The 22,983-nt window shown below is 72.7% G+C and carries 18 protein-coding genes; 6 read left to right on the forward strand and 12 right to left on the reverse strand.

Going from position 1 to position 22,983, the window contains the following annotated elements; translation table 11 throughout:
- Nucleotides 1–172 precede the first annotated feature (172 nt).
- From WA762_RS11755 to pdxR, 4 genes are all read right to left on the reverse strand, one after another.
- Complete coding sequence (locus WA762_RS11755; RefSeq protein ID WP_335935462.1) at nucleotides 173–2,869, reverse strand: DUF7824 domain-containing protein; 2,697 nt, start codon at nucleotides 2,867–2,869, stop codon at nucleotides 173–175.
- On the reverse strand, nucleotides 2,866–4,239 hold the full coding sequence (locus WA762_RS11760; protein WP_335935463.1) for an SWIM zinc finger family protein: 1,374 nt from the start codon (nucleotides 4,237–4,239) through the stop codon (nucleotides 2,866–2,868). The genes WA762_RS11755 and WA762_RS11760 overlap by 4 nt, the downstream gene beginning before the upstream one ends.
- Nucleotides 4,240–4,301: 62 nt before the next feature.
- Complete coding sequence (locus WA762_RS11765; protein ID WP_335935464.1) at nucleotides 4,302–5,882, reverse strand: alkaline phosphatase D family protein; 1,581 nt, start codon at nucleotides 5,880–5,882, stop codon at nucleotides 4,302–4,304.
- Nucleotides 5,883–6,133: 251 nt separating this feature from the next.
- Nucleotides 6,134–7,657 carry a MocR-like pyridoxine biosynthesis transcription factor PdxR gene (gene pdxR / locus WA762_RS11770; RefSeq protein WP_443080568.1) on the reverse strand — a complete coding sequence of 508 codons (1,524 nt, stop codon included), beginning with the start codon at nucleotides 7,655–7,657 and terminating at the stop codon, nucleotides 6,134–6,136.
- A 47-nt stretch (nucleotides 7,658–7,704) separates the two neighbouring features.
- On the opposite strand from pdxR, the gene WA762_RS11775 reads away from it, so the two are divergent.
- The 3 genes from WA762_RS11775 to WA762_RS11785 all read left to right on the forward strand — a co-directional run bounded on the left by WA762_RS11775 (nucleotide 7,705) and on the right by WA762_RS11785 (nucleotide 10,980).
- Nucleotides 7,705–8,745: a DMT family transporter gene (locus WA762_RS11775; protein ID WP_335935465.1), complete on the forward strand. Its 1,041-nt coding sequence runs from the start codon at nucleotides 7,705–7,707 to the stop codon at nucleotides 8,743–8,745.
- Nucleotides 8,746–8,858: 113 nt separating this feature from the next.
- Nucleotides 8,859–9,743, forward strand: a complete 885-nt coding sequence (locus WA762_RS11780; protein ID WP_335935466.1) for an RNA polymerase sigma-70 factor — start codon at nucleotides 8,859–8,861, stop codon at nucleotides 9,741–9,743.
- 469 nt (nucleotides 9,744–10,212) lie between these two features.
- On the forward strand, nucleotides 10,213–10,980 hold the full coding sequence (locus tag WA762_RS11785; protein ID WP_335935467.1) for a GntR family transcriptional regulator: 768 nt from the start codon (nucleotides 10,213–10,215) through the stop codon (nucleotides 10,978–10,980).
- Between the two features lie 354 nt (nucleotides 10,981–11,334).
- Here WA762_RS11785 and WA762_RS11790 read toward each other — a convergent pair whose 3' ends face one another.
- The 3 genes from WA762_RS11790 to WA762_RS11800 form a co-directional block, all read right to left on the reverse strand.
- Complete coding sequence (locus WA762_RS11790; protein WP_335935468.1) at nucleotides 11,335–12,492, reverse strand: ROK family protein; 1,158 nt, start codon at nucleotides 12,490–12,492, stop codon at nucleotides 11,335–11,337.
- Between the two features lie 99 nt (nucleotides 12,493–12,591).
- On the reverse strand, nucleotides 12,592–13,242 hold the full coding sequence (locus WA762_RS11795; RefSeq protein ID WP_335935469.1) for a response regulator transcription factor: 651 nt from the start codon (nucleotides 13,240–13,242) through the stop codon (nucleotides 12,592–12,594).
- A 159-nt stretch (nucleotides 13,243–13,401) separates the two neighbouring features.
- Complete coding sequence (locus tag WA762_RS11800; RefSeq protein WP_335935470.1) at nucleotides 13,402–14,583, reverse strand: sensor histidine kinase; 1,182 nt, start codon at nucleotides 14,581–14,583, stop codon at nucleotides 13,402–13,404.
- A 108-nt stretch (nucleotides 14,584–14,691) separates the two neighbouring features.
- Here WA762_RS11800 and WA762_RS11805 point away from each other — a divergent pair, with 108 nt between their 5' ends.
- The 3 genes from WA762_RS11805 to WA762_RS11815 all read left to right on the forward strand — a co-directional run bounded on the left by WA762_RS11805 (nucleotide 14,692) and on the right by WA762_RS11815 (nucleotide 17,000).
- Entirely contained in the window at nucleotides 14,692–15,630 is a 939-nt protein-coding gene (locus WA762_RS11805; RefSeq protein ID WP_335935471.1) for an ABC transporter ATP-binding protein, read from the forward strand.
- A gap of 2 nt (nucleotides 15,631–15,632) precedes the next feature.
- Nucleotides 15,633–16,367 (forward strand): ABC transporter permease, encoded by a 735-nt coding sequence (locus tag WA762_RS11810; RefSeq protein ID WP_335935472.1) that lies wholly within the window; start codon nucleotides 15,633–15,635, stop codon nucleotides 16,365–16,367.
- Between the two features lie 195 nt (nucleotides 16,368–16,562).
- Nucleotides 16,563–17,000, forward strand: a complete 438-nt coding sequence (locus tag WA762_RS11815; protein ID WP_335935473.1) for a hypothetical protein — start codon at nucleotides 16,563–16,565, stop codon at nucleotides 16,998–17,000.
- A gap of 471 nt (nucleotides 17,001–17,471) precedes the next feature.
- Here the strand turns inward: WA762_RS11815 and mug are convergent, their stop codons facing one another.
- The 5 genes from mug to WA762_RS11840 all read right to left on the reverse strand — a co-directional run bounded on the left by mug (nucleotide 17,472) and on the right by WA762_RS11840 (nucleotide 22,961).
- Entirely contained in the window at nucleotides 17,472–18,026 is a 555-nt protein-coding gene (gene mug / locus WA762_RS11820) for a G/U mismatch-specific DNA glycosylase (RefSeq protein ID WP_335935474.1), read from the reverse strand.
- Nucleotides 18,027–18,045: 19 nt separating this feature from the next.
- Nucleotides 18,046–19,488 (reverse strand): adenylosuccinate lyase, encoded by a 1,443-nt coding sequence (purB, locus tag WA762_RS11825; protein WP_335935475.1) that lies wholly within the window; start codon nucleotides 19,486–19,488, stop codon nucleotides 18,046–18,048.
- A gap of 59 nt (nucleotides 19,489–19,547) precedes the next feature.
- Nucleotides 19,548–20,396, reverse strand: coding sequence for an SGNH/GDSL hydrolase family protein (locus tag WA762_RS11830; RefSeq protein WP_335935476.1), 849 nt, complete (start codon nucleotides 20,394–20,396; stop codon nucleotides 19,548–19,550).
- 202 nt (nucleotides 20,397–20,598) lie between these two features.
- Nucleotides 20,599–21,618 carry a hemolysin family protein gene (locus WA762_RS11835; protein ID WP_335935477.1) on the reverse strand — a complete coding sequence of 340 codons (1,020 nt, stop codon included), beginning with the start codon at nucleotides 21,616–21,618 and terminating at the stop codon, nucleotides 20,599–20,601.
- Nucleotides 21,615–22,961: a hemolysin family protein gene (locus tag WA762_RS11840; RefSeq protein ID WP_335935478.1), complete on the reverse strand. Its 1,347-nt coding sequence runs from the start codon at nucleotides 22,959–22,961 to the stop codon at nucleotides 21,615–21,617. The genes WA762_RS11835 and WA762_RS11840 overlap by 4 nt, the downstream gene beginning before the upstream one ends.
- Nucleotides 22,962–22,983 lie beyond the last annotated feature (22 nt).

Genomic DNA, 22,983 nt, shown 5'->3' on the forward strand with positions numbered 1-22,983 from the left:
GCGGGTGGCCTCGCCCTGTGGGTGGAGGGCCATGCGGGCTGTCAGGCTGCTCGGGCCGTGCTGGGCGGCACTTCTCCGCCCAGCACGTCGCGCCCGCCGGGACGCCCGCGCTTCACGCCGCGACGCCCCGGGGCCGGGATGCCGTCATCGGCCCGCTGTCATCGGCCCGCTGTCATCGGGGCGCCGTCGCCAGGTCAGCCGTCCGGTCCCAGGCGGTCCGCAGACGTATCGCCTGGCGCACCAGCTGGGAGGAGCCGCCCCGGGCCGCCGTCGCGGCGAGCCCGGGTATGGGCTCGGCCCGTACCGCGCCGCAGCGCTCCGCGCATTCGGCGCCCACGGCGAGCAGATCGCTCAGCCCGCGAGGAGCCTTGTCGAGGGCCAGCAGCCCCGGCAGGACTTCGACCAGCACCGAGAGCACCGTCCGGCAGGCGCCCGTCTCGGCGGCGGTGCGGACGGACTCCGCGAGACGGCTCGGCTTCGCCAGGCCGCTGTCGAGAAGGGCCGTGAGTCCCCGGCCCAGCAGCGCCGGGTCCAGCCGCCCGCGAGCCGCGAGCGTCAGCAGCGCGTCCACCGAGGAGAGACGGTCCTCGGAGTGCCGGGACGCCAGCCCGTACGCGACCGTCAGGTGGACGGCCTCGCCCGCGGGAGCGTCGAGCTCGGCGAGCGGCGGCAGCGGCAGGGCGGTGCCGCGTATCTCCTCGGTGGTGCCGACCGAGAGGGCCGGCAGCAGCCAGGCGGCCAGTGTCTCGGCGTCGTGCGGCAGGGAGGCGGTCCAGAACTCCGCCTGGTCGTTCCAGTGATAGCAGATGCGGTGATCCGGAGTATGCGGCCTGCTCAGAAAGCGGAAGTGGTTCGAGAAATCCCGCCGCCGGACGAGGGTGTGTTCGTCGCTGGCCATCAGAACGCGGTGGGTCCAGGGGGCCGGCGCCGTCCCTCTGCGGTTCTCCGGCTCCAGATCGAAGCGGTGCACTCGGGCGAGCGGTTCGTCGGCCCGCAGCCACGCCGCCAGACGGTCCCCCTCCGGGGTGCCGAGCGCCGAGGCCGCCGCCACGGCCCGCTGCTGTCCGCCGCGCCGCACGCGGAGGAGAGCCTGGCCGAAATCGACCTCGCCCGGCCGCACCCCCAGCCGCTGATACGCGCGCAGCCGGTCCACCAGCACGTCGGCGTCGAGGGCGCCGGTGTGCCAGCTCGGAGTGGCCAGCAGGAACGGCATGCCGCGACCCTCGACGAGGGCGTCCGCCGCTTCCCAGAGCCGGGCGGTCCGCACCACCTCCAGCGCGGTGTGGACGCATTTCGCCTTGGAGGACTTCGAGGCGCGTCCGGCCTTCACGGCCTCCTTCGAGATCCGGTCGAGCAGCACGGCCACGACGAGCTCGACGCCCGCGCGGGAGACGAACCACCGTTCGCGGTGGGGGTTGCGTTCGCCGCCGAACCACCACCGGTCGGACAACACCCCGCGCAGCGCGTCGAGCAGCGCCGAGCGGTCGGCGTGGGCGTGCCGCACCAGTCCGTCCAGCATCCGCTCGAAGGCCGGGGCGTCGAAGCGGCGGCGACCGTTCCACGACCCGTCCGACATGGACCCCACCACCTCCTCGACGAGTTCGGGCAGCGTCGCCGGAGCCGGTTCCAGAGGCTGCGGGGCGGGCGGAGGCGGCAGGAGCTCCTCGTACGGTTCCGTCGCCGGAGGCCCGCCCAGGGCCTCGCCGAACGACTCCTCCGCCGTCGTGCGGAGCATCGGGCTCAACTGTTCGGCGGCCAGTGCCAGTTCCTCACGCGCCCGGGCGCCGACCGCGGGGAGGTGCCGTGCCACCAGCTTCAGGGCCCGTTCCTGAATTCCGGTGTCCGGGTGTCCGAATGCCACGGCCACGACGGGCAACAGCTCGTCGACCGTCGACCGATCGCGCCGCAACGCCTTTCCCATCAGCATGAGTTGGGCGCGGACCAGCTTCTTCTCGGTGCGGAACAGCACCGAACCCGAGACGTCGGCCAGTGATCGCACCGGCAGTTCGCCGCGTTCGTCGAGCCGGGCCAGCACCTCCTGGGCGTGCCCGGCCACGGTGGAGACCCCGTCGGCGGCCATGCCGATCCAGTCCGCGAGGTGTTCGGTCTCCTCCCGCTCCGTCACCGCGAGCCGGCGCAGCAGGGCCAGAACGAAGCGCAGGTCCCCGGGCCGTCCGCCCCGGAGCAGCCGGGCCACGCAGATGTCGACGAGCTCGGACCGCTCCAGCCGCCCCTCGTCCACCAGGGTGGTGAGCGCCGCGAGCCAGTGACACGGATTCTTCGTCTCCTCCTCGAACCAGGTCACCTGGGGCGGCAGTTCCGGCAGCTCGAAGAGACGCGGCAGCAGAACGGGCAGGAACGGGTCGTCGCGGAGCGCTTCGACCAGCGGGCGCGTCCTCTGCGTCAGCCACGGCGTGGCCGAGGCCGTCGTCGCCCAGCCGCGCACGAACGGATCCGAGGTGGGGACGGGGCACCCCGCGAGCCGCACCAGGCCGACGATCAGCTCGTACGCCGCCTCCGCGACCGTGGGTCGCGCCGCGAGCCGGTACGCGACATCGGTGAGCCACGCGGGGTCGCGGTCGGACAGGACCTTCAGCGCAGAACGGTAGGGAGCCCCCGTCCAGTCCAGCAGATCCCGGCCGCCGAGCCAGACGGCGCAGCCCGCCGCCCCCGTCTGACACCCGGCCCCGGCCACGTACAGGGCCCCCCGGGTCTGCCGCCGCTCGTTCCAGGGCCAGTCGCGCGCCTCCTTGCGGAGCGCCTTCAACTCCACCAGCGCCGACCGGCGTTCGGCCGGGTTCAGCCGGGCCAGCAGCGCCGGCACGTCCTGTCGGCGTCCTTCCCGTACGGCGGTGAGCAGCTCCTTCATCGCACACCTCCGGCGACCGGCGCGCCGCGGCGGACCATCCGGACGGCCAGGGCGTGCTTGCACGGGCCCCGGCGGCCCCGGTGGTCGGCCCACCACCGGCAGGTGCAGCCGAGCGTTCCGTCCTTCCCCCGGACCTGGTAGCGGTGTTCTCCCGAGGTCACGACGGCCATGTCCCCGTCGAGCGCGACGGCTCCCGAACCGGCCAGCTCCCGGGCCGCCACCAGCCGGGGGTTGTGGCGTTCGGCGCGGTCCGCGTCATAGGGCAGCTCGCGATGGAAATAGGCCGCGTCCGCGAGGTCGTAGCCGACCCGGCCCGCCGTCCCCAGCCGGGTGAGCGCGGCCCGGACCCGCTCCACCGTCAGTCCCGACTGGGCGGCGAGATCCGCGGGTTCGATCCGCGGCTCCCAGGCCAGCAGCACGGACACCAGCTCGGCGTCGGCCGCGGCGTCGTCGGTGGCCAGCGCCTCCAGCACCCCGCCCTCACCGGAGAAACCGCGCGAGGCGTCCGGCGACAGCGTCAGGGTGAGCCGCATGCCCGGCAGCACCGCCTCCCAGGCGCCGGCGGTCGCCGCCCCGTCGGACACCGGACCGTACACCCGCAACGACGTCGCATGACGCAGCACCCGCTGGAGCGCCGCCAGTCGCTCGGGACCGGGCAGGCACACCGCCCCCGCCACCGGCCGGGTCGTCGGCCGCAGGGTCCTCCCGGCCGGAACCACCCAGCGCGCGCCACGCGAGGCGTTGCCCGAGGTGCGCGGCAGCGACCGCAGGAACCGCACGGCCTCGGCGGCGGGGAGCTCGGCCCGCAGATCGAAACCGGCCGACACCACCTGCGCCTCCGCGAAACCGCGCAGCCATCGATCGGGCAGCGGCACCTTCTTCTCCACCACCGGCCCGTCGAGCGTGGTGACGGCCATCTCGTCCGGCCCCACCCGCAGGTGCAGTGGATCGTCCCCGGTCATCCGCGAGAGTGCTTCCCGCAGCGGATTGTTGACATCGACGTTCGTCGTGCCGTGCCCCGTCTCCGCGCCGTCCAGGCCCTCCCGCAGCACGTCGAGGCGCGCGTACACCCCACAGCAGCCGGAGAACGACTCGAAACGCAGCCGGTCGCCGTTGCCCGTCACCACGGGATCGAGCGACGCGGACAGCGTCCGCTGGTAGTAGCGCGCGGACGCCACGTCCGCCACGGCCAGCAGGCCGCGGGCGGCGACGTCCGGCGACGTCAGGAAGCCGGAGAAGAAACGGGGATGGGACTCGGTTCCCCGAGGGGTGAGACCACCGGAGGTCTCCAGGCCCAGGAGCCGTCCGGCCTGCGAGGACTCCAGGGCGGACGGACGTGCGTAGGCCAATGCCTGAACGGATCGGGTCATGGGCCAAACCGTAGGACCCACCACTGACAACGGCCCCGGGCCGAGGCCCGGGGCCGGTCGGTTCACTGCCCCACGCGCCCCGGCTGCAACACCTTGCTGAACAGCACCGAGCCGCCCTGCGCCCGCAGCCGCACCGTCAGTTCACCGCTGTCGCCGTCGATGTCGACCTGGCCGAAGAGCTGCGGGGACTCCATCGGCGAGACGTTGGCCCGCTCGGGCGCCTGCACGAAGACCTGGTCGGGGCCGAACGTCCCGTCGAGCGCGTTGGCCGGGAACTGGCCGGCGGCCAGCGGCCCCGAGACGAACTCCCAGAACGGGGCGAAGTCCTTGAACGCCGCCCGCTCGGGCGCGTAGTGCTGGGCCGACGTGTAGTGGACGTCGGCCGTCAGCCAGACCGTGCCGGTGATCCGCCGGTGCTTGATGAACCGGAGCAGTTCCGCGATCTGGAGCTCCCGGCCCAACGGCGCGCCGGGGTCGCCCTGGGCGACCGCCTCGAAGTCGGTCGCCCCGTCGGCGACCACCAGTCCCAGGGGCATGTCCGCGGCGATCACCTTCCACACCGCGCGGGACCGCGACAGCTCCCGCTCGAGCCAGCGCAACTGCGCGGCGCCGAGAATGCCGGTGGTGTCGTCCGGCTGCCGGCCGGGGGAGTTGGCGTTGCGGAAGGAGCGCATGTCGAGGACGAACACGTCCAGCAGGGGGCCGTGCCGCACCACGCGGTGGATGCGGCCCTCGCCCGAGGAGGAGTGCGGCGTGGCGACCGGGAAGTACTCGCGGAACGCCCGCATCGAACGGGCCGCCAGCACGTCGATGTTCTTCTCGGTGTAGCGGGAGTCGTCCAGGATCTGTCCGGGATACCAGTTGTTGCGCACCTCGTGGTCGTCCCACTGGATGATCGACGGCACCTGCGCGTTGAACCGGCGCAGATGGGAGTCCAGGAGGTTGTAGCGGAAGTTGCCCCGGTACTCGGCCAGGGTCTCCGCCACCTTCGACTTCTCCTCGGTGGTGACATTCCGCCAGACGCGCCCGTCGGGCAGTGTCAGCCTGGGCTCGATGACTCCGTCCGCGTAGATGTTGTCACCGCTGCACAGGAAGAAGTCCGGGTCGAGGCGGCGCATCTCCTCGTACACGGTGTAGCCGCCGATGTCCGGATTGATGCCCCAGCCCTGGCCCGCGATGTCACCGGACCACAGGAAACGCACGCCCTCCCGGCGTCGCGCGGGCGCGGTCCGGAACGTCCCGTACACCGGCTCGCCGGTGCGGCGCGGGTCCATCGGGTCGGCCAGCGTCACCCGGTAGTGCACCTGTTCGCCCGCCGGCAGCCCGTGGAGGGGAGTGGTCCCGGTGAAGTCGGTCCCGGATCCGAGCAGCGGACCGTGCCATGTGCGGGTCCGCCGGAAGGACTCCGTGGCCGACGTCTCCACGGTCATCCTGGCCGGACGGTCGGAACGGACCCAGACCAGCGCCGACGAGGCGGTGACGTCGCCCACCTGCACACCCCAGGCGGCGCGCGGCCGGCCGGAGAGCGCGAACGCGGGGGCCGCGGCGCCCAGGGCGGGCAGCGACAGCGCGGCCGACACGACGAGTGAGCCGCGCAGCACGCCGCGGCGGTCGAGGGACGGGACACGGGGACGGTTCGGCATCGGGGCGCCTCCAGGGGCGGTGCGTCGGGGGACGGCCGGTCGGCCGAGCCCACCCTGCTGTCCCTCGGCGGCGCGCACACCAACCGCGGATGAACACCCGGCTGTGGCCGCCGTCGCCGGGCAATCCGTCGCCGTCGCCCCGGCCCCGCGGCCGGCAGGACGGCCGGTCGCGGCGCCGTCCTGCGCGGAGCCCGGTGCCCGGTCGCGGAGCCGCCCTGCCCCCGGGCCCGGTGCTCGGTGGCGGCACCGCCCTACCCCGAGCCGGTCGGCCGACCGTGCGGCCGTCCCTCGTCGGCCTCCCGGGCCCGGGCCAGCAGTCGCACACCCCGGATGATCTCGTGCGGCGTCAGATGCGCGTAGCCCAGCAGCAGGTCCACCGTCCGGTTCCCGGCGGGCACGGCCGTGCAGTCGCTCAGCGGGCGCAGCGCCACCCCGGCCGCGCTCGCCCGGCTCAGGAACTCCGCCTCGGGCCCGTACCGGCGCGGGAGCCGCGCGATGACGTGCAGGCCGGCGGCGATCCCGCTGACCGCCGTTCCGGGGAAGCACTCCGCCAGCGCCGCGGTCAGGGTGTCGCGGCGCTCACGGTAGGCGCGCTGGCAGCGGCGCAGCTGCCGGTCGTAACCGCCCCCGACGACGAAGTCCGCGAGGACCGCCTGGTCGACGGCCGGATTGCCGAGGTCCATCGTGCGCTTCCGCGCCACGATCTCGTCGGTCAGCGCCGCCGGTGCGATCAGCCAGCCCAGCCGCAGCCCCGGGGCCAGCGACTTGCTGACCGAACCGGTGTACGCGACGTGGTCGGGGTCGAGCCCCTGCAAGGAGCCGACGGGCGCGCGGTCATAGCGGAAGTCCCCGTCGTAGTCGTCCTCCACGATCAGACCGTCGGTGGCGCGGGCCCAGTCCAGCAGCCTCGCCCGACCAGTGGCGGAGTAGGCGATTCCGGTGGGGAACTGGTGGGCCGGGGTGGTGACCACGGCGCCCGCCCCCGAGCGCATGAGCGGACCGGGGGCCAGTCCGTCGTCGTCGAGCGGCAGCGGGGTGGCCGCGAGGCCGGCGGCGGCGAACAGCATGGCGTGCTCGGGGCTCCCCGGATCCTCGACCCCGACGCTCCGCACGCCCCGGGCGCGCAGCACGAATCCGAGCAGGGTCATCGCCTGGGCCACGCCGGAGCACACCACCACGCGCTCAGGGTCCACGACCACTCCGCGACGCCTGGTGAGCAGGGCCGCCAGCGCCTCCCTGAGCGCGGGCAGCCCGCGGGGATCGGGGTAGCCCAGCGCGCTGTGCGGCAGCCTCCCGAGCACCGAGCGATGGGCGGCGGCCCACGCGCCACGCGGGAACAGCGACAGATCCGGAGTGCCCGGACGGAAGTCCACCCGTGCCCCCGGCGCACGCGGGGCCAGGTCGCGCGCCCCCGGGGTTGCGGCACGGACGGAACCGCTCACCCAGGTGCCCGCACCGACGCCGCTGCGCAGGTATCCCTCCGCCGTCAGCTGTTCGTACGCCTCGGTGACCAACCCCCGCGACACCTGGAGATCGGCGGCGAGCGCCCGGCTGGACGGCAGCCTGGTGCCCGGGGCGAGACGGCCGGAGCGGACGGCCTCGCGCAAGGCCGCCTGCAGGGCGTGACCGCGTCGGCGCGCCGGTTCGGCGGCGGCCGGCAGCAGCAGCTCCCAGGCGGCGGAACCGGGCTCTCCGGGCTCTCCGGCCTTCGCGGAGTCCCCGCGCCTCGCGATCTCCTCGCACCCCGCCGGCGGATTGGTCCCCGATGACGTCATGAGAGTGGACCTTAAGACAGGCCGCCCGCGCTCCTAGCGTCGAGTCCATGAACGCCGCTTCCCTGCGCGGGGCGCTGCTCGCAGCCCTCGCCTGCGTCCTTGTGGGCGCCTCCTTCACCGCGAACAGCCTGCTCGGCGACTATCCGCACGCGGGCGGCCAGGCCGTGCGCTACGGTCTCGCGACACTCCTGCTCCTGCCCCTGATCGCCCGCGACCGCCGGACGGATACCGCCCGCGACCGCCGGACCGATCCGATCGTCGTACTCTGTGGGCTCGGCCCCGGACAGTGGGCACGACTCGCACTGCTGGCGGCCGTCGGCATGGTCGGCTTCAACCTGACCGTCCTCCAGGCGGAACGCTCGGCGGAACCCGCCGTTCCGGGAGTGTTCGTCGGTTGCGCCCCGATCCTCGTCGCCGTCCTCGTGCCGCTGCTGGACAACCGTCGGCCGGCCCCCGCGGTCCTCCGCGCCGCCGTCCTCGTCGCCGCCGGCGCCTTCACCGTCCAGGGGTGGGGCCGCACCGATCCGGCGGGCATCCTCTGGTCCGCCGGGGCGCTGGCCGGCGAGGCGGGGTTCGCCGTCATCGCGGTGCCCGTGCTGCGGCCACTGGGGCCGCGGCTGCTGTCGGCCGCGGTGTGCGCCGTCGCCGCGGTGGAATCCCTGCTGCTGGGCCTGGTGCTCGACGGTGGCGGTGGCGTCGTCCGGACACCCACGCCCGGCGAGGCCCTCGCCCTGCTCTGGCAGGCCGCCGTGGTCACCGTCGTCGGCTTCGTCTGCTGGTACATGGGCATGCAGCGGATCGGCGCCGAGCGCGCCACGCTCTTCTCCGGGCTGATTCCGGTCTCCGCCGCCCTCACCGCGCCCCTGGTGGGCACCGGCTCGTACGGGATCCCCCAGGCCGTCGGCAGTGTGCTGGTCGGGCTGGGCGTGGCGCTCGGCTCCGGGGTGCTGTCCCGGCGCCGAGGTGATCCGGACGCCGGTCCGGCGGCCGACGGCGGGAACGACGGCCACCGGCGCCGCCCGGCCGTCCGCCGGGACGTCATCGCGACCGGACCGGCCGAGCCCGGAGGACGGCGCGACGGGCGCTGACTTCCCGACGGCGGGCACGGGCACCGGCGGTCGCGCTCGCCCGGCCGACCACCGCAGCCGGGGACCGGATGCCGCCGCTGGACAGGGAGCGGCGTGTCGGCTGGGATGGGCGGGTGACAGTCGACAGCGCCACCGATGTCTTCGAGGGCCACCGCTCCCTGCTCACCGGGGTCGCCTACCGCATGCTGGGCCGGGTCGCGGACGCCGAGGACGTGGTGCAGGAGGCGTGGCTGCGCTGGTCGGCCGCCGCGCGCGACGACGTACGAGAACCGGGCGCCTACCTGGTGACGATCACGACCCGCCTCGCCCTCGACCGGTTGCGCAAGGCGCGTGCGCAGCGCGAGGCGTACGTCGGGCCGTGGCTGCCGGAACCCCTGGTCACCGATTACGGGCCGTCCGTACCCGACACCTCGGAACGCGCGGTTCTCGCGGAGTCGGTGTCGCTCGCCGTGCTCGTCGTCCTCGAATCGCTGTCGCCGCTGGAACGCGCGGTGTTCGTGCTGCGCGAGGCGTTCGGCTTCCCGTACACCGAGATCGCCGACGTCCTGGACCGGACCGAGACCGCCGTGCGACAGCTCGCGGGACGCGCGCGGCGCCACGTCGACGAGCGCAGGCCGCGCTACGACGTCGACCCGGCCCGCCGACGTGAGCTCACGGAACGGTTCCTCGACGCGGCGGCGGGCGGCGACATGGAGGAGCTGCTGGCCATGCTCGCCGACGACGTGAGGCTCGTCGGCGACAGCGGCGGAAAGGCCAAGGCGCCTCTGCGTGTCATCGAGGGCGCGGACAAGGTCGCCCGCTTCCTGGCCGCCGTCCTCCCCGGCCGGGTACAGGACTGCGAGACCCGGTTCGTCGAGACCAACGGCGGTCCGGCCCTGCTCGTATTCGTGGGCGGGAAGCCGGACTCCCTCTTCCAGGTGGACATCCGCGACGGGCTCATCCAGCGCGTCTACATCGTGCGCAACCCTGACAAACTCATCGGCCTGGCCGGCGAGTAGCCGGAGCGCCCGCCTCCTCGGCATCCGGTCTTCGGCATCCGGCCGCCTGGGCGCGACCTCGTCCCCGGCCCGACCCGACCCGACCCGGACCGGCGGCCGGATGCCGCCGTGTCCTCCCCTCCCGAGATTCGCCGGGCCCTTCCGTGCCCTTCCACGCCCTCTGCCTCCGGGGATCTCCGTCGCTCCCGCTGCGTGCGGGGCCTCCGGGGCCTCCGGGGTTCCTGATTCTCCCTGTGCCCCCTGCCGAGGCGGCGTGACCTCCTCGTGACGGGGGTTCTTCCGTCGTAGGCGGTTCACGGCATCGCGAACGTCCTGTGAACGCTCTGCGGCAGAGGACCATTTCACTGCGTGACGGCGGGAGGATTGGTCTTGACCAAGGTGGTATCCCGTCCTATCGTCTGACCGTTAAGACAGGAACCTTTAATAAATAACGTCGCGGAATAGCCGCTGGGTGATTGCGGAGGACAGGGTGGGGACCACGCAGCTGGAATCGGTGCAGGAGCCGAAGTACTGGCACCTCAAGACCGTGCTCAGTGAGGCACTCGACTCGGACTTTGCGGTGGGCGAGATCCTGCCCAACGAGCGTGAGCTCGCCGCCCGGTTCGGAGTCGCCCGTGCCACGCTCCGGCAGGCTCTGGAGCAGCTCGAACTGGAAGGCAGGCTGCAGCGCCGCCGCGGTGTCGGGACGACGGTCGCTCCGCCGCGCGTCGGAGTCGCGGTCTCCACGGCGCAGCGCGACTGGTCCGGAAACGGCACCGCCGAGGCATGGCAGCCCGTGGGCTGCACGACCGCGGCCGCTCCGGCGCCGGTGTCCGCCGTGCTCGACGTGGACAGGGACGAACTGGTCCACATCGTGCGTCGGATCCGTGTCGCCCAGGGGCAGGCGATCGCAGCGGAACTGCTCTACGTCCCGACGTCGTCCGTCCCCGGACTCCCCGCGATCGACGCGTCGTCCGGTCCCGCCCGGGCCCGTGCCGTCCTGCGCGAGCTGCACCGCCTGGGGCTCGACGGACAGGACCGGTCCGTGGAGCTCGGTTCGGCCCGGGCGGACGACGCCAGGGAACTCGACCGTCTCCCGGGCTCTCCCGTGCTTGTCGTCACCACCCGCTACCTGGCGGGGAGCGGCACCGCGGCGCTCTCCGTGGCCACTTACCGGGCCGACACCTGCCGGCTCACCTTCGGCGACTCGGGCGCCCTGGAGATCAGCCACCACGGGCAGGAGCGGCAGGCGTCCTGAACACGGCTCGACGACGCCGACCCGGCCGGACTCCCGACCGGCCTCCGGCGCGGCGTCCGGGAACGGTCCGGTCGTGTCGCCGCCCGACCTCACTTCCACGAGGCCTGTGAACGCTCCGGCGCTGCACACGCGAGCTGCTCGACGCACGCCGGCCGTCCGCCGCGAGCCACACGAACCGCTCGACGCGTCGCTGCCCCACACGGCGGTGCACAGGGGCAGCGCGCTGCGCGCCACCCGCCAGCCGCGGCCCACGAGCACAGAGTGACGCGCGCACACCAGTCACCGTGACGCGGGCGAACGCGCTGTCGTCGGCGGCCGTCCGAAACGGCGCGTCCGGGGCACGGCCCGGCGCACTCAGCGGCGGGCCGTCACCGTTCCCTCCACCGCGAACAACTGCTCCTCGACGTGATCGAGAGCCAGCCGCAGGGCTCCCGTGGCCACCGCTGCCTCACCGAGCAGCGACAGCGCCACACGCGGCGGCCGGAGGCAGTAGCGGGCCAGCTCACGGCGGAGCGGGTCCAGCACGCCGTCCAGGCCCGCGGCCCAGCCACCGATCACCACCAACTCCGGGTCCAGAGCCAGCACCAGCGCGGCGACGTCGTGCACCAGCCGCCGGATGAACCGTTCGACAGCCGCCTGCGCCCGGGCGTCGCCGTGCCGCGCCTCGGCGAACACGGCGGCGACCGCATGCTCGTCCAACGGGTCCAGCGGTGTGTCCGTCGTCGAGAGGAGCTTCTCCGGGGTGGCCTCGCGGCCCAGGAGGTGCAGGGCGCCGATCTCACCGGCCGCCCCGCCGTAGCCGCGGTGCAGCCGCCCGCCGATCAACGAGCCGGCGCCGGGACTCAGACCGGCCAGGACGAACACGATGTCGTCCGACTCGGCGGCCGCCCCCTTCCAGTGCTCCGCGACCGCTGCCGCATTGGCGTCGTTCTCCACGAGGACCGGACAGCGGAACGAACGCTTCAGCCGCTCGCCGAGCGCCAGCCCCGTCCAGTCCGGCAGCGCCGTGCCCAGCCGAACGGTGCCGTCGGCCTCCACGATGCCCGGACTGCCGACGCCCACGGCCCGCAGACTGCTCCGGGCCACCCCCGTCCGGCGCAGGACGTCGGCCACCACCGCGCGGAGCTTTTCGAGCCGTTCGTCGGCGCAGGCGGTCTCCGACACCTCGCGTGAACCCGCCCCGATGATCCGGCCGTCCAGTCCGGAGAGCAGGGCCGAGACCCGGTGCGGGCCGATCTCGACGCCGAGCAGGTAACCGGCCTCGGCGCGGAACCTGAACCTCCGGGCGGGACGCCCCTGGCGCCGGGCCCCGCCCTCCTCGGGCACCGACTCGACCACGAGTCCCGCCTCGAAGAGCCCCTCCATGACGCCCTCGACCGTGGGCCTGGACAACCCCGTGATCCGGGTCAGGTCCGTGAGCGTGGGCGAGTCGGCGCCCCGGAGAGCATGCAGTACCACTGCGGAATTGATCCGTCGCAACAGTGACGGATCACCACCGGTCAGCCGCCCCACGGTGTGTCCTCCCTGCTCGTGCGCATGTCAGGCGGATGGTACTCGTTGCCCGGGAATGGGGCGACCGTGGATCACGACGGGCACCGGCGGCCGCGGCGTTCATCTCGGGGCCACGAAGCCGGACTCGTACGCCGCGATCACCGCCTGGGTGCGGTCTCTGGCCCCCAACTTGGCGAGCACGGCACTGACGTGGGACTTCACCGTCTCCACGCCCACCACGAGCTTGGCCGCGATCTCCGCGTTCGACAGGCCCCGGGCCATCAACCGGAGGACCGCGGATTCCCGCTCGGTGAGCGACGCCCGTTCCAGGACGGCCCGCGCCCTGTTCGTGCCGTACTCCGAGGCGAGCTGCCGGACCGCGGCCGGAAACAGCAGCGACTCGCCCTCCGCGACCAGGCGCACCGCATGGACGATCTCGGTCGGCCGCGCGCGCTTGAGGAGGAAGCCGTCCGCCCCGGCCCGCAACGCCTCGTACACGTACTCGTCGTTCTCGAACGTGGTGATCACCAGGATCTTCGGCGGGTCCGGCACAGTGCGCAGCACCAGCCGCGTCGCCTCTATGCCGTCCATGAGCGGCATCCGGACGTCCATGGCCACCACGTCGGGACGCAGTTGACGCAGCAGCGGGATCACGGCCGCCCCGTCGTCCGCCTCACCCACCACCTCGATGTCGGGCTGGGCGTCGAGCACCGCGCGCAGCCCCGCGCGGACGAGGGGTTCGTCGTCGACCAGAAGAACAGTGACCGCCATTCGCTCACCCTAAGTGCCGTTCCGTCATTCCTGGCAGGCGCCCGACAAACGCCGCCGCGCCCTGCCGTGCCGCCCGAACGCTCGCAAGCCCCCGGTCCGCGGCCGATTCTCCGCCTCGCGACGCGCTACGGCCGACGCCGCGCGTCGATCCGCCACGCCCTACGGGACGGCCTTCAGACCTTGCAGCGGAAGGCTCGCGTACACCCTCCACTCGCCCTTGTGCGGACCGGCCCTGGCCTTTCCTCCCAGCAGCGCGGCCCGCTCACGGATGCCGCGCAGCCCGCTCCCGCCACCCGTCGGCCCCGTCGCATCACCCAGCGGATTGGTCACGTCCAGCTCCAGCCGACCGCGCGCGACACTGATCCGCACACGGACGGGAACGGCCCCGGAGTGCCGAAGCACATTGGTGAGCGATTCCTGCAGGATGCGATAGCCCTCACGGGACACCGCGACAGGCACCCGTTCCAGAGGACCGGAGACGTGGGCGTCGATTTTCGCCCCCGACCGGCGCGCGGATTCCAGAAGCCGCTCCGCCTCCACGAGCGTCGGCTGCCGGCCTGTCGGCGTCCCCGCTTCCCGCAGCACCCGCAGGACCCGCTCCAGGTCCTCGAGCGCGTCCCGGCCGGTCTCCTCGATCGCGGCGAGAGCCCGCCTCGTGAACTCCGGATCGTCGGCCGCCCGGGCCGCCCCCGCCTGCAGGACCGCCACGGTCAACGCGTGCCCGATGGAATCGTGCAACTCCCGTGCGATGCGATTGCGTTCCAGCAGTTGTTCGGTGCGTTCCTCCAGGGCGGTGAGCCGCTGCGCCGGTGACGGGCCGAGGAGAGCGCGGGCCGCCGAGGCGATGAGCTCACCACTCGCCACGACCACGCCCAGCAGCGCCAGAATGGGCAGCGGAGCGAGCAGGAGATGCCACCAGTGGGGCTCCAACCCGACTGTCAGCGAGTCGTGATCCCCGCTGCCGCCGCGAGCGCTGACGACGAGGTCCACCGTGGCCATCGGCAGCCACACGGTGGCGCAACCCACTATGAGGCCGAACACGAGCCGTGTCTCCAGCCAGAGGACGGTGCGCCAACGGTCCGCCCAGCCGGCCGCCGCCGCGGCCGATATCGCGGCGTGGGGTTTGCCGTGCTCCTTGGGCGTGAGCAGCAGTTGGGCCTGCACCCCCTCCGCCAGGCGCATTCCCGGCACCAGTCCCACCGGTATGGCCAGGACCACGGGCACCCATGGAGTGTCCATGGAGATGAACATCCACACGCTGTAGACGGGCAGCGGGATGAGGAGGTGCAGCCACCGTGTGTAGGTGGCGGGTGTGACCAACGAACGTAGACAGCGGGACATGAGTTCATCGTGCCAGCCCGCTCTTGGACGTCGACTCCCCCGAGCGAGGGAGAAGATCCCCTCCCAGGGGGGAGGCCCGTGCCCGGGCGGGACGGCCAGGCTGAGGACATGACCAGCATCGACATCCACGAACTCACCAAGGAATACGGCACGTCCCGTGCCGTGGACCGACTCACGTTCAGCGTGCACCCCGGCAGGGTCACCGGTTTCCTCGGCCCGAACGGCGCCGGCAAGTCCACCACCATGCGACTCGTGCTCGGCCTTGATCGGCCGACCGGAGGCACGGCGACGATCGGCGGGCAGCCCTACCCGGCCCTCGCGAATCCGCTGCGCCGGGTGGGCGCACTCCTGGACGCCCAGGCCGCCCATGGCTCGCGCACCGCGCGGAACCACCTGCTCGCTCTCGCGGTGAGCAACGGCATGGGCGCTCGACGCGTCGACGAGGTGCTGGACGAGGCGGGGCTCGGGCAGGTCGCCGAGGCTCGCATCAAGACGTTCTCCCTGGGCATGCGTCAGCGACTGGGCATAGCCGCCGCCCTCCTCGGCGACCCGGAAGTCGTGATGCTCGACGAACCGTCCAACGGGCTGGATCCGGAGGGCATCATCTGGATTCGCGAGCTGATGAAACGGCTCGCCCGGGAAGGCCGGACGGTTCTGGTGTCCAGCCATCTGATGAACGAGACGTCCTCGTTCGCGGATCACCTGGTGGTGCTCGGCCAGGGCCGTCTCCTCGCGGATCTGCCGATGAAGGAAGTCCTGGAGTCCCGCAGCCGCCGCAGGGCGCGTGTGCGCACGAGCGATTCCGTGCGGCTGCGACAGGCCCTGGTCGGCAGGGGGTACGAGCCCGTCCAGAGCGGCGACGGGATCCTGACCGTTGAAGGCGCGCTGGCAGGCAAGATCGGAGCGATAGCCGCCGCGGAGGGCGTAGCGGTGCTCGAGCTCACCGACGAGCGGCCGACTCTGGAGCAGGCCTACCTCGCCCTCACCTCCGACGCCATGGACTTCGCGTCCGCGTCGTCCCCGTCCACCGACCACCAGGAGAACTGACCATGTCGACCACAGCCGTGCTCCACTCCGAGTGGATCAAGATCAGATCAGTGCGGTCCGTCGTCGGATCCCTGATAGCGGTGCTGCTCGTGACCCTCGCCATCACGGTGCTCGTGTACGCCACCGTCGGCCAGGCGGAGGCCGACGGCGCGGACGATCCGGTGTTCGGCGCCTTCTATGCCCTGAACTTCGCCCAGATCGCGGCCGTCAGCTTCGGCGCGACCGCGGTCTCGTCCGAGTACGTCAACGGCGCAGTGCGGATCTCCCTCACCGCTGTTCCGCGCCGCGGGCTCCTGTTCGCTGCGAAGATGGCGCTCATCGGGGTGCTGGCGCTGGCCTTCGGCCTTGCTGCCAGCTTCAGCGCCTTCCTGGTGGGGCAGATGTTCCTGGGCGAGTACGCCATCGGCCTGGGGGAACCGGGGGCCCTGCGGGCGTCCTTCGGCGGAGGGATCTATCTGGCCCTCATGGCTTTGTTCGCCGCGGGCCTGACAGCACTTCTGCGGAGCGCCGTGGCCGTGCTCAGCCTGCTCATACCGTTCATTCTCATCGTCTCCTTCGTCGTCGGTGACATAGCGAAGGGCGTGGCTCAGTATCTGCCCGACCGGGCAGGGCAGTTGGTGCTGCAGCAGAGCCCTGCGGGCGACCTCGGGCCATGGGGCGGTCTCGCCGTGACCGCCGCGTGGGCGTTGGCCGCACTGCTGGCGGGGTGGTGGGCGCTCCGGAGCAGAGACGCATAGACCGACGGCCGCCCCCGTGCACAACGGCGTTCGCCCTGAGCCGGGGCCCTGGCTCCTGTCGGCGCAGGGGCCACGTCGAGCCCCGGAACCGGGTTCCCGGCCGCCTGGGAGCGGCGGGAGCACGGAGCGGAGGCCGCTGAAGGCTCCTCAGACCCGGGGCAGCGGCTTGTCAGTGCGGGGCGGTTTACTGGCAGCATGACCACCGCACATCACCTTCGCCTCATCGACGGGATGCGTACCCGGGCCTTCCCCATGGAGCGCGTTCAGGCAGGTTCGGGAGTCAGCGGCCCCGGCTATCACACGGCGGCCTTGCACGCGGACATCGACCACTGGGACGACGACGAGGTGGTGCGGCTGGAGCACCGCACCCAGTGCCTCGCGGAGCACGACGCACTGCTGGTACTGCTCACCGACCGGTGGGGCGAACCGCAGACGATCAGTCTGTGGAGCGCGCAGGAGCGGTTGATGGCGGGTGAGGAGATTCCAGAGGCGTGGGCCGGGACGGTCGCGGGCTGCGAATACCTTCAGCTGTGGCGGATCGGGGACCGTTGGATTGCGTTGGGCCTCTGCCTGGAGGAGGACGGCGCCGGCTGCGAGCTGAACGTCCTGGTGACGGAGATCGATCCGCCGTGATCGCCGACGGATCCGCCGGCGATCGGCGGCGGACTGCTGCGACCAGGGAAGGATTCGACGGACCCTGGCCGACGATCGTGTGTCATGGCAGCGCACACCGGGCTCCCGAACGGGTTCGGGTCGGTATGCGATCGCCCGGCATGAGGGCCGGGCGGAGCCGCCCCTGAGGGGCTGGGCAAGCCAGGGCTGCGTTCGCAGAGCCGGGGCGGGTGAGGCCGGTCGGTTCTCCTCGGCCGCTGTCCGGTCCGGACGGGACGAGACCTGCGGAGCGAGGGCGCGATTCCAGCGGGGCGGTGGCCCGGAGCGGCGGGGAGCCGGAGGAGGCAGGAACGAACGAGGAGGACGGGCGCGTGGGGCGAGGTCGTCGTGATCAGCGGCCGAGAGAAAGGGGGCGGAGGAGAGAAGGCAGCGGGCGCGGGTCCCCGTGGCCCCGGCGTGCGGGAGCACAGGACCATGGGGAGACGCGGATGGTCACGCGGTGGCGGGGTCGGCATTCTCCACGGAGGCGCGCAGGCGTCCGTACTCCTCCGCCATCGTCTGGGCCGTCCAGTGGGCGTTGAGGCCGCTGGGGTTGGGGAGAGCCCAGACCCGGGCTCCGCCGACCAGGTGGTCCTGCGGGCCAATCCGGGCGGTGCGCCTGCCGAAGGCGGTGCGGTACGCCGTGACGCCCACAACCGCCAGCCACTGCGGCCGCAGGTGTTCCACCTTGGCCGCCAGGATGCGCCCGCCCTCGCGGAACTCCTCGGCGGACAGCTCGTCGGCCCGTGCGGTGGCCCGGGCGACCACGTTGGTGATGCCCAGGCCGTACCGCAGCAGTTCGGTCTGTTCCGCAGGTTTCAGGAGGCGGGGAGTGAATCCCGACCGATGGAGCACCGGCCAGAAGCGATTGCCGGGGTGGGCGAAGTGATGGCCTGTCGCCCCGGTCGTCAGGCTCGGGTTGATCCCGCAGAACAGGACGCGCAGGCCGCCCGCGACCACGTCGGGAACGATGCGGTCGCGGGCGGCCAGGAGCTCGTCGGGCGTCATCGGTGGGAGCGGCCGTCCGTCAGAGGATGGAGCCGGGCGTGTAGCCGGCCGCCTCGGGGTGCTGCTCGACGATCTCCTGGATACGGGAGACGAGGGAGGTGACCTGGTCGCCCGCCGCGCCCGTGAAGGAGAGCCTGTCCGCCATCAGGGCGTCCAGCTGCGTCCGGTCCAGCGGGATGCGGTCGTCGGCGGCCAGCTTGTCGAGCAGCTCGTTGCGCTCGGCGCCCTGTTCGCGCATGGCCAGGGCCGAGGCGACCGCGTTCTCCTTGATCGCCTCGTGTGCGACCTCCCGGCCGACGCCGGCACGAACCGCGCCCATCAGGACCTTGGTGGTGGCGAGGAACGGCAGGTAGCGGTCGAGTTCACGGGCGACGACGGCCGGGAACGCCCCGAACTCGTCGAGCACCGTCAGGAAGGTCTCCAGCAGCCCGTCGAACGCGAAGAACGCGTCAGGGAGGGCCACCCTGCGGACCACGGAGCAGGACACATCGCCCTCGTTCCACTGGTCGCCGGCCAGTTCGCCCGTCATCGACGCGTAGCCGCGCAGGATGACCATCAGGCCGTTGACACGCTCGCAGGAGCGGGTGTTCATCTTATGCGGCATCGCGGACGAGCCGACCTGTCCGGGCTTGAAGCCCTCGGTCACCAGCTCGTGCCCCGCCATCAGGCGGATCGTCTTGGCGAGGGACGAGGGCGCCGCGGCCAGCTGCACCAGGGTGGTCACCACGTCGTAGTCGAGCGACCGCGGGTAGACCTGCCCGACCGAGGTGAAGGCATGGGCGAAGCCGAGGTGCTCCGCGATCCGCTGCTCGAGGCCGGTGAGCTTCGCGGAGTCGCCGCCCAGCAGGTCGAGCATGTCCTGGGCCGTGCCCACGGGGCCCTTGATGCCGCGCAGCGGGTAGCGGCCCAGCAGGTTCTCGAGGCGTTCGTAGGCCACCAGCAGCTCGTCCGCGGCGGTCGCGAACCGCTTGCCGAGCGTGGTCGCCTGCGCGGCGACGTTGTGGGAGCGGCCCGCCATGACCAGCTCGCGGTACTCGGCCGCCAGCTTGCCGAGCCGGGCCAGCACCGCCACCGTGCGGTCGCGCATCAGCTCCAGGGAGAGGCGGATCTGAAGCTGCTCGACGTTCTCGGTGAGGTCCCGGGAGGTCATGCCCTTGTGGACCTGCTCGTGGCCCGCGAGGGCGTTGAACTCCTCGATCCGGGCCTTGACGTCATGCCGGGTGATCTTCTCGCGCTCGGCGATCGAGGCCAGGTCGACCTGGTCGAGCACGCGCTCGTAGTCGGCGAGGGCGGCGTCCGGCACCTCGATCCCGAGGTCCTTCTGCGCACGCAGCACCGCCAGCCACAGCCGGCGCTCCAGCTTCACCTTCTGCTCGGGGGACCAGAGGACGGCCAGCTCCGTGGAGGCGTAGCGGCCGGCCAGGACATTGGGGATGCGAGGCTTCGCAGACACAGCAGTCACATGACCGGATTCTACTGGCGGTTTGTGCAGGCCAGCGCCGTGGCGGCGTTTGTGCGTTGCTACGAGAGCGGGGTCACGTCCACCCGGCGCCACGTCGCGACCGGACCGGGGGCGCCCGTGTTCCCGGGGGTGACCCAGAACGCCCGTCCCAGTTCGGCGCTGTACTGGGCGCCCGTGCGCCCGTCCCCGGACGAGCGGCCGGTCAGCCGGCGGCCTATCCACGGCAGTAGATGCCGCCGGGCGAAGCGGAGGTCCGCGACGCGCCGCACCGCCCAGCTAGGCGGCACGGCGGCCGGAAGACGCGCCCGCCAGTCGCTCTCCGGCGGCAGCCCCAGCGTCTGCCAGACCGCCTCTGCCACCCGGCGGTGCCCGTCGGCCGTCAGATGCAGCCGGTCGACGTCCCACAGTCGCGGGTCGCCCAGGGCAGGCGCCCCGTACAGGTCGACGACGGCCGCGTCGTGACGGGCCGCCAACTCGTCCACCAGGGAGAACAGCTCCTCCATGCGTGGCCGGAAACGCTCCATCACCGGACCCTGCCGACCAGGGCTGCGCATCAGCACGAGCTTCCCGCACGAGGGCGCGAGACGCTCGACGGCCTCTTCGAGCCGGGCCCGGACCAGGCCCATGTCGCATGAGGGGCGCAGCGTGTCGTTGAGGCCGCCGACGAGCGTCACCACGTCCGCCCGCATGGCGGCGGCCGCGCCGACCTGTTCGTCGACGATCTGGCCTATCAGCTTGCCCCGCACCGCGAGGTTCGCGTAACGGAAGCCCGGCGAGCGGGCCGCGAGCCGACCGGCGAGAACATCGGCCCAGCCCCGGTACGAGCCGTCGGGCAGCAGGTCCGACATGCCTTCGGTGAACGAGTCGCCGACCGCGACCAGGCTGGTGTACGAGGCATTCATCTCCATGGCGGTGCGATCGTATCGCGCGGGGACCCGGCGCCTTCCGGCCAGCCATGCCCCGCCTCGCGCGGCATCGGCCACCGGCCGTCCGGCCTGCCGTGCTCCCGGGACGGCGGGTGGTCGCGGGGAGCACGGGAGGTGGCCCCGCCCGCCCGCCCGTCCGGACGGGCCGGGCCGCGGGCGGGCGCCCGCGGCCCGGCGTCGCCGGTCAGCGCTCCTGCGGCCTTCCCACCAGCCCGCGCAGCACGTCCTCCATCGTGACCATGCCGGCGGGCCGCCCGGCGTCGTCCAGCACCGCCGCCAGGTGCGTGCGGCTGCGCCTCAGTGCGGTCAGGGCGTCGTCGAGCGGTGTACCGGCACGCACCCGGGCGATCGGCCGCATCGCCGTCACGGGGAACGGCAGATCGCGCGGGGTGGCGTCCAGGGCGTCCTTCACATGGAGATACCCCAGGATCCGGCCCTCGCTGTCCATCACCGGGAAGCGGGAGAAGCCCGTTTCGTGGGAGAGCTGCTCCAGCTGCTCCGGAGTCGTCCCGACCTCGGCGTAGGTCACCCGGTCCACCGGCATCGCCACCTCCCGCACCGGGCGGCGGCCCAGTTCGAGTGCGTGCCGCAACCGCTCGGCCGCACGGTCGTCGACGAGCCCGGCGTCCCCGGCGTCCTTCACCAGCCGGGCCAGTTCGTCGTCGGAGAACGCGGCGGCCACCTCGTCCCTGGTCTCGACCCGCAGAAGTCTCAGCAGACCGTTGGCGAAGGCGTTCACCGAGAAGATGACCGGGCGCAGCGCCCTGGCGAGCGCCACCAGCGGCGGCCCGAGCAGCAGCGCGGCCCGCACGGGCTCGGCCAGCGCGATGTTCTTCGGCACCATCTCGCCGAGCAGCATGTGCAGATAGGTCGCGAGGGCCAGTGCGATCACGAACGAGATCGGATGGATCAGCCCGTCCGGCACGCCCACCACGTCGAAGACCGGCTCCAGCAGATGCGCGATGGCCGGTTCGGCGACGACGCCGAGGACCAGCGTGCAGAGCGTGATGCCCAGCTGCGCCGCCGCGAGCAGCGCCGACACGTGCTGCAGGCCCCACAGGACACTGCGCGCCCGCCGGTTCCCGGCCTCGGCCTCCGGCTCGATCTGGCTGCGGCGCACGGAGATCAGCGCGAACTCCCCGCCGACGAAGAAGGCGTTGACGACCAGGGTCATCAGTCCGATGAAGAGCTGGACGACGGTCATCGGGCGTCCTCCGTCCGTGCGTCGTCGTCCTCGCCGGGCAGCGGCGCGTGCAGCAGGGCCCGCGCGGCGCGGTGCCCGGAGGCGTCCACGACGTCGATCCGCCAGCCCGCCGTCAGTTCGATGGAGTCGCCCACGACGGGGATGCGGCCGACCTCGGTGGCGACGAGCCCGGCGAGGGTCTCGTACGGACCGTCCGGCACGCGCAGCCCGATCCGCTCCAGCTGGTCGAGGCGGGCGGCGCCATCGGCCGACCACAGCGACCGTCCGTCGGCGTCCTCGCCCGCCCGCGCCAGGTCCGGCGTCTCGTGCGGGTCGTGCTCGTCGCGCACCTCGCCGACGACCTCCTCGACGATGTCCTCCAGGGTCACGACACCGGCCGTGCCCCCGTACTCGTCGATCACGACGGCCATGGCGAGCTTGCCCGAGAGCCGGTCGAGGAGTCGGTCCACGGTGAGGGTCTCCGGGACGAGCACGGGTTCGCGCAGCATCTGCGAGACGCGGGTACGGGGCCGCTGCGCGGCCGGGATGGCCAGTACGTCCTTGATGTGCGCCACGCCGATCACGGTGTCCAGGCTGCCCCGGTACACGGGGAAGCGGGACAGTCCGGTCGCGCGGGTGGCGTTCGCGACGTCCTCGGCGGTCGCCCGCGCCTCCAGGGCGGTGACCTGGACCCGTGGCGTCATGACGTTCTGCGCCGTGAGCTCCGCGAGCCCGATGGTGCGGACGAAGAGTTCGGCGGTGTCCGCCTCCAGCGCGCCCTCCTTCGCGGAGTGCCGGGCCAGCGCCACCAGCTCCTGCGGCCCGCGTGCGGAGGCCAGCTCCTCGGCGGGTTCCAGGCCGAAGCGGCGCACGATCCGGTTCGCCGTGTTGTTGAGGTGGCTGATGAACGGCCGGAACACGGCGGTGAAGGCACGCTGCGGAGTGGCCACGGCCTTCGCCATGGCGAGCGGCGAGGAGATCGCCCAGTTCTTCGGGACGAGTTCGCCGACGACCATCAGGAACACCGTGGACAGGGCCGTGCCGAGGACCAGGGCCACGGACGACGCCGCGCCCGGCGGCAGGCCCGTAGCCTTCACCGGGCCGCGGATGAGCTTCGCGATGGACGGCTCGGAGAGCATGCCGACCACCAGGTTGGTGACGGTGATGCCGAGCTGGGCGCCGGACAACTGGAAGGTGAGACCGCGGACGGCCTTCAGCGCGCTCGCCGCACCGCGCTCGCCCCGCTCGGCGGCGCGTTCGAGCTGACCGCGCTCGACCGTCGTCAGCGAGAACTCGGCGGCGACGAACGCGCCGCACGCCAGGGAGAGCAGCACCGCGACGAACAGCAGGAGCACTTCGGTCATCGGGTCACCTCCGTCCCATGAT

Origin of the sequence: Streptomyces tyrfis (assembly GCF_037034285.1) — a bacterium.
GTDB lineage: Bacteria > Actinomycetota > Actinomycetes > Streptomycetales > Streptomycetaceae > Streptomyces.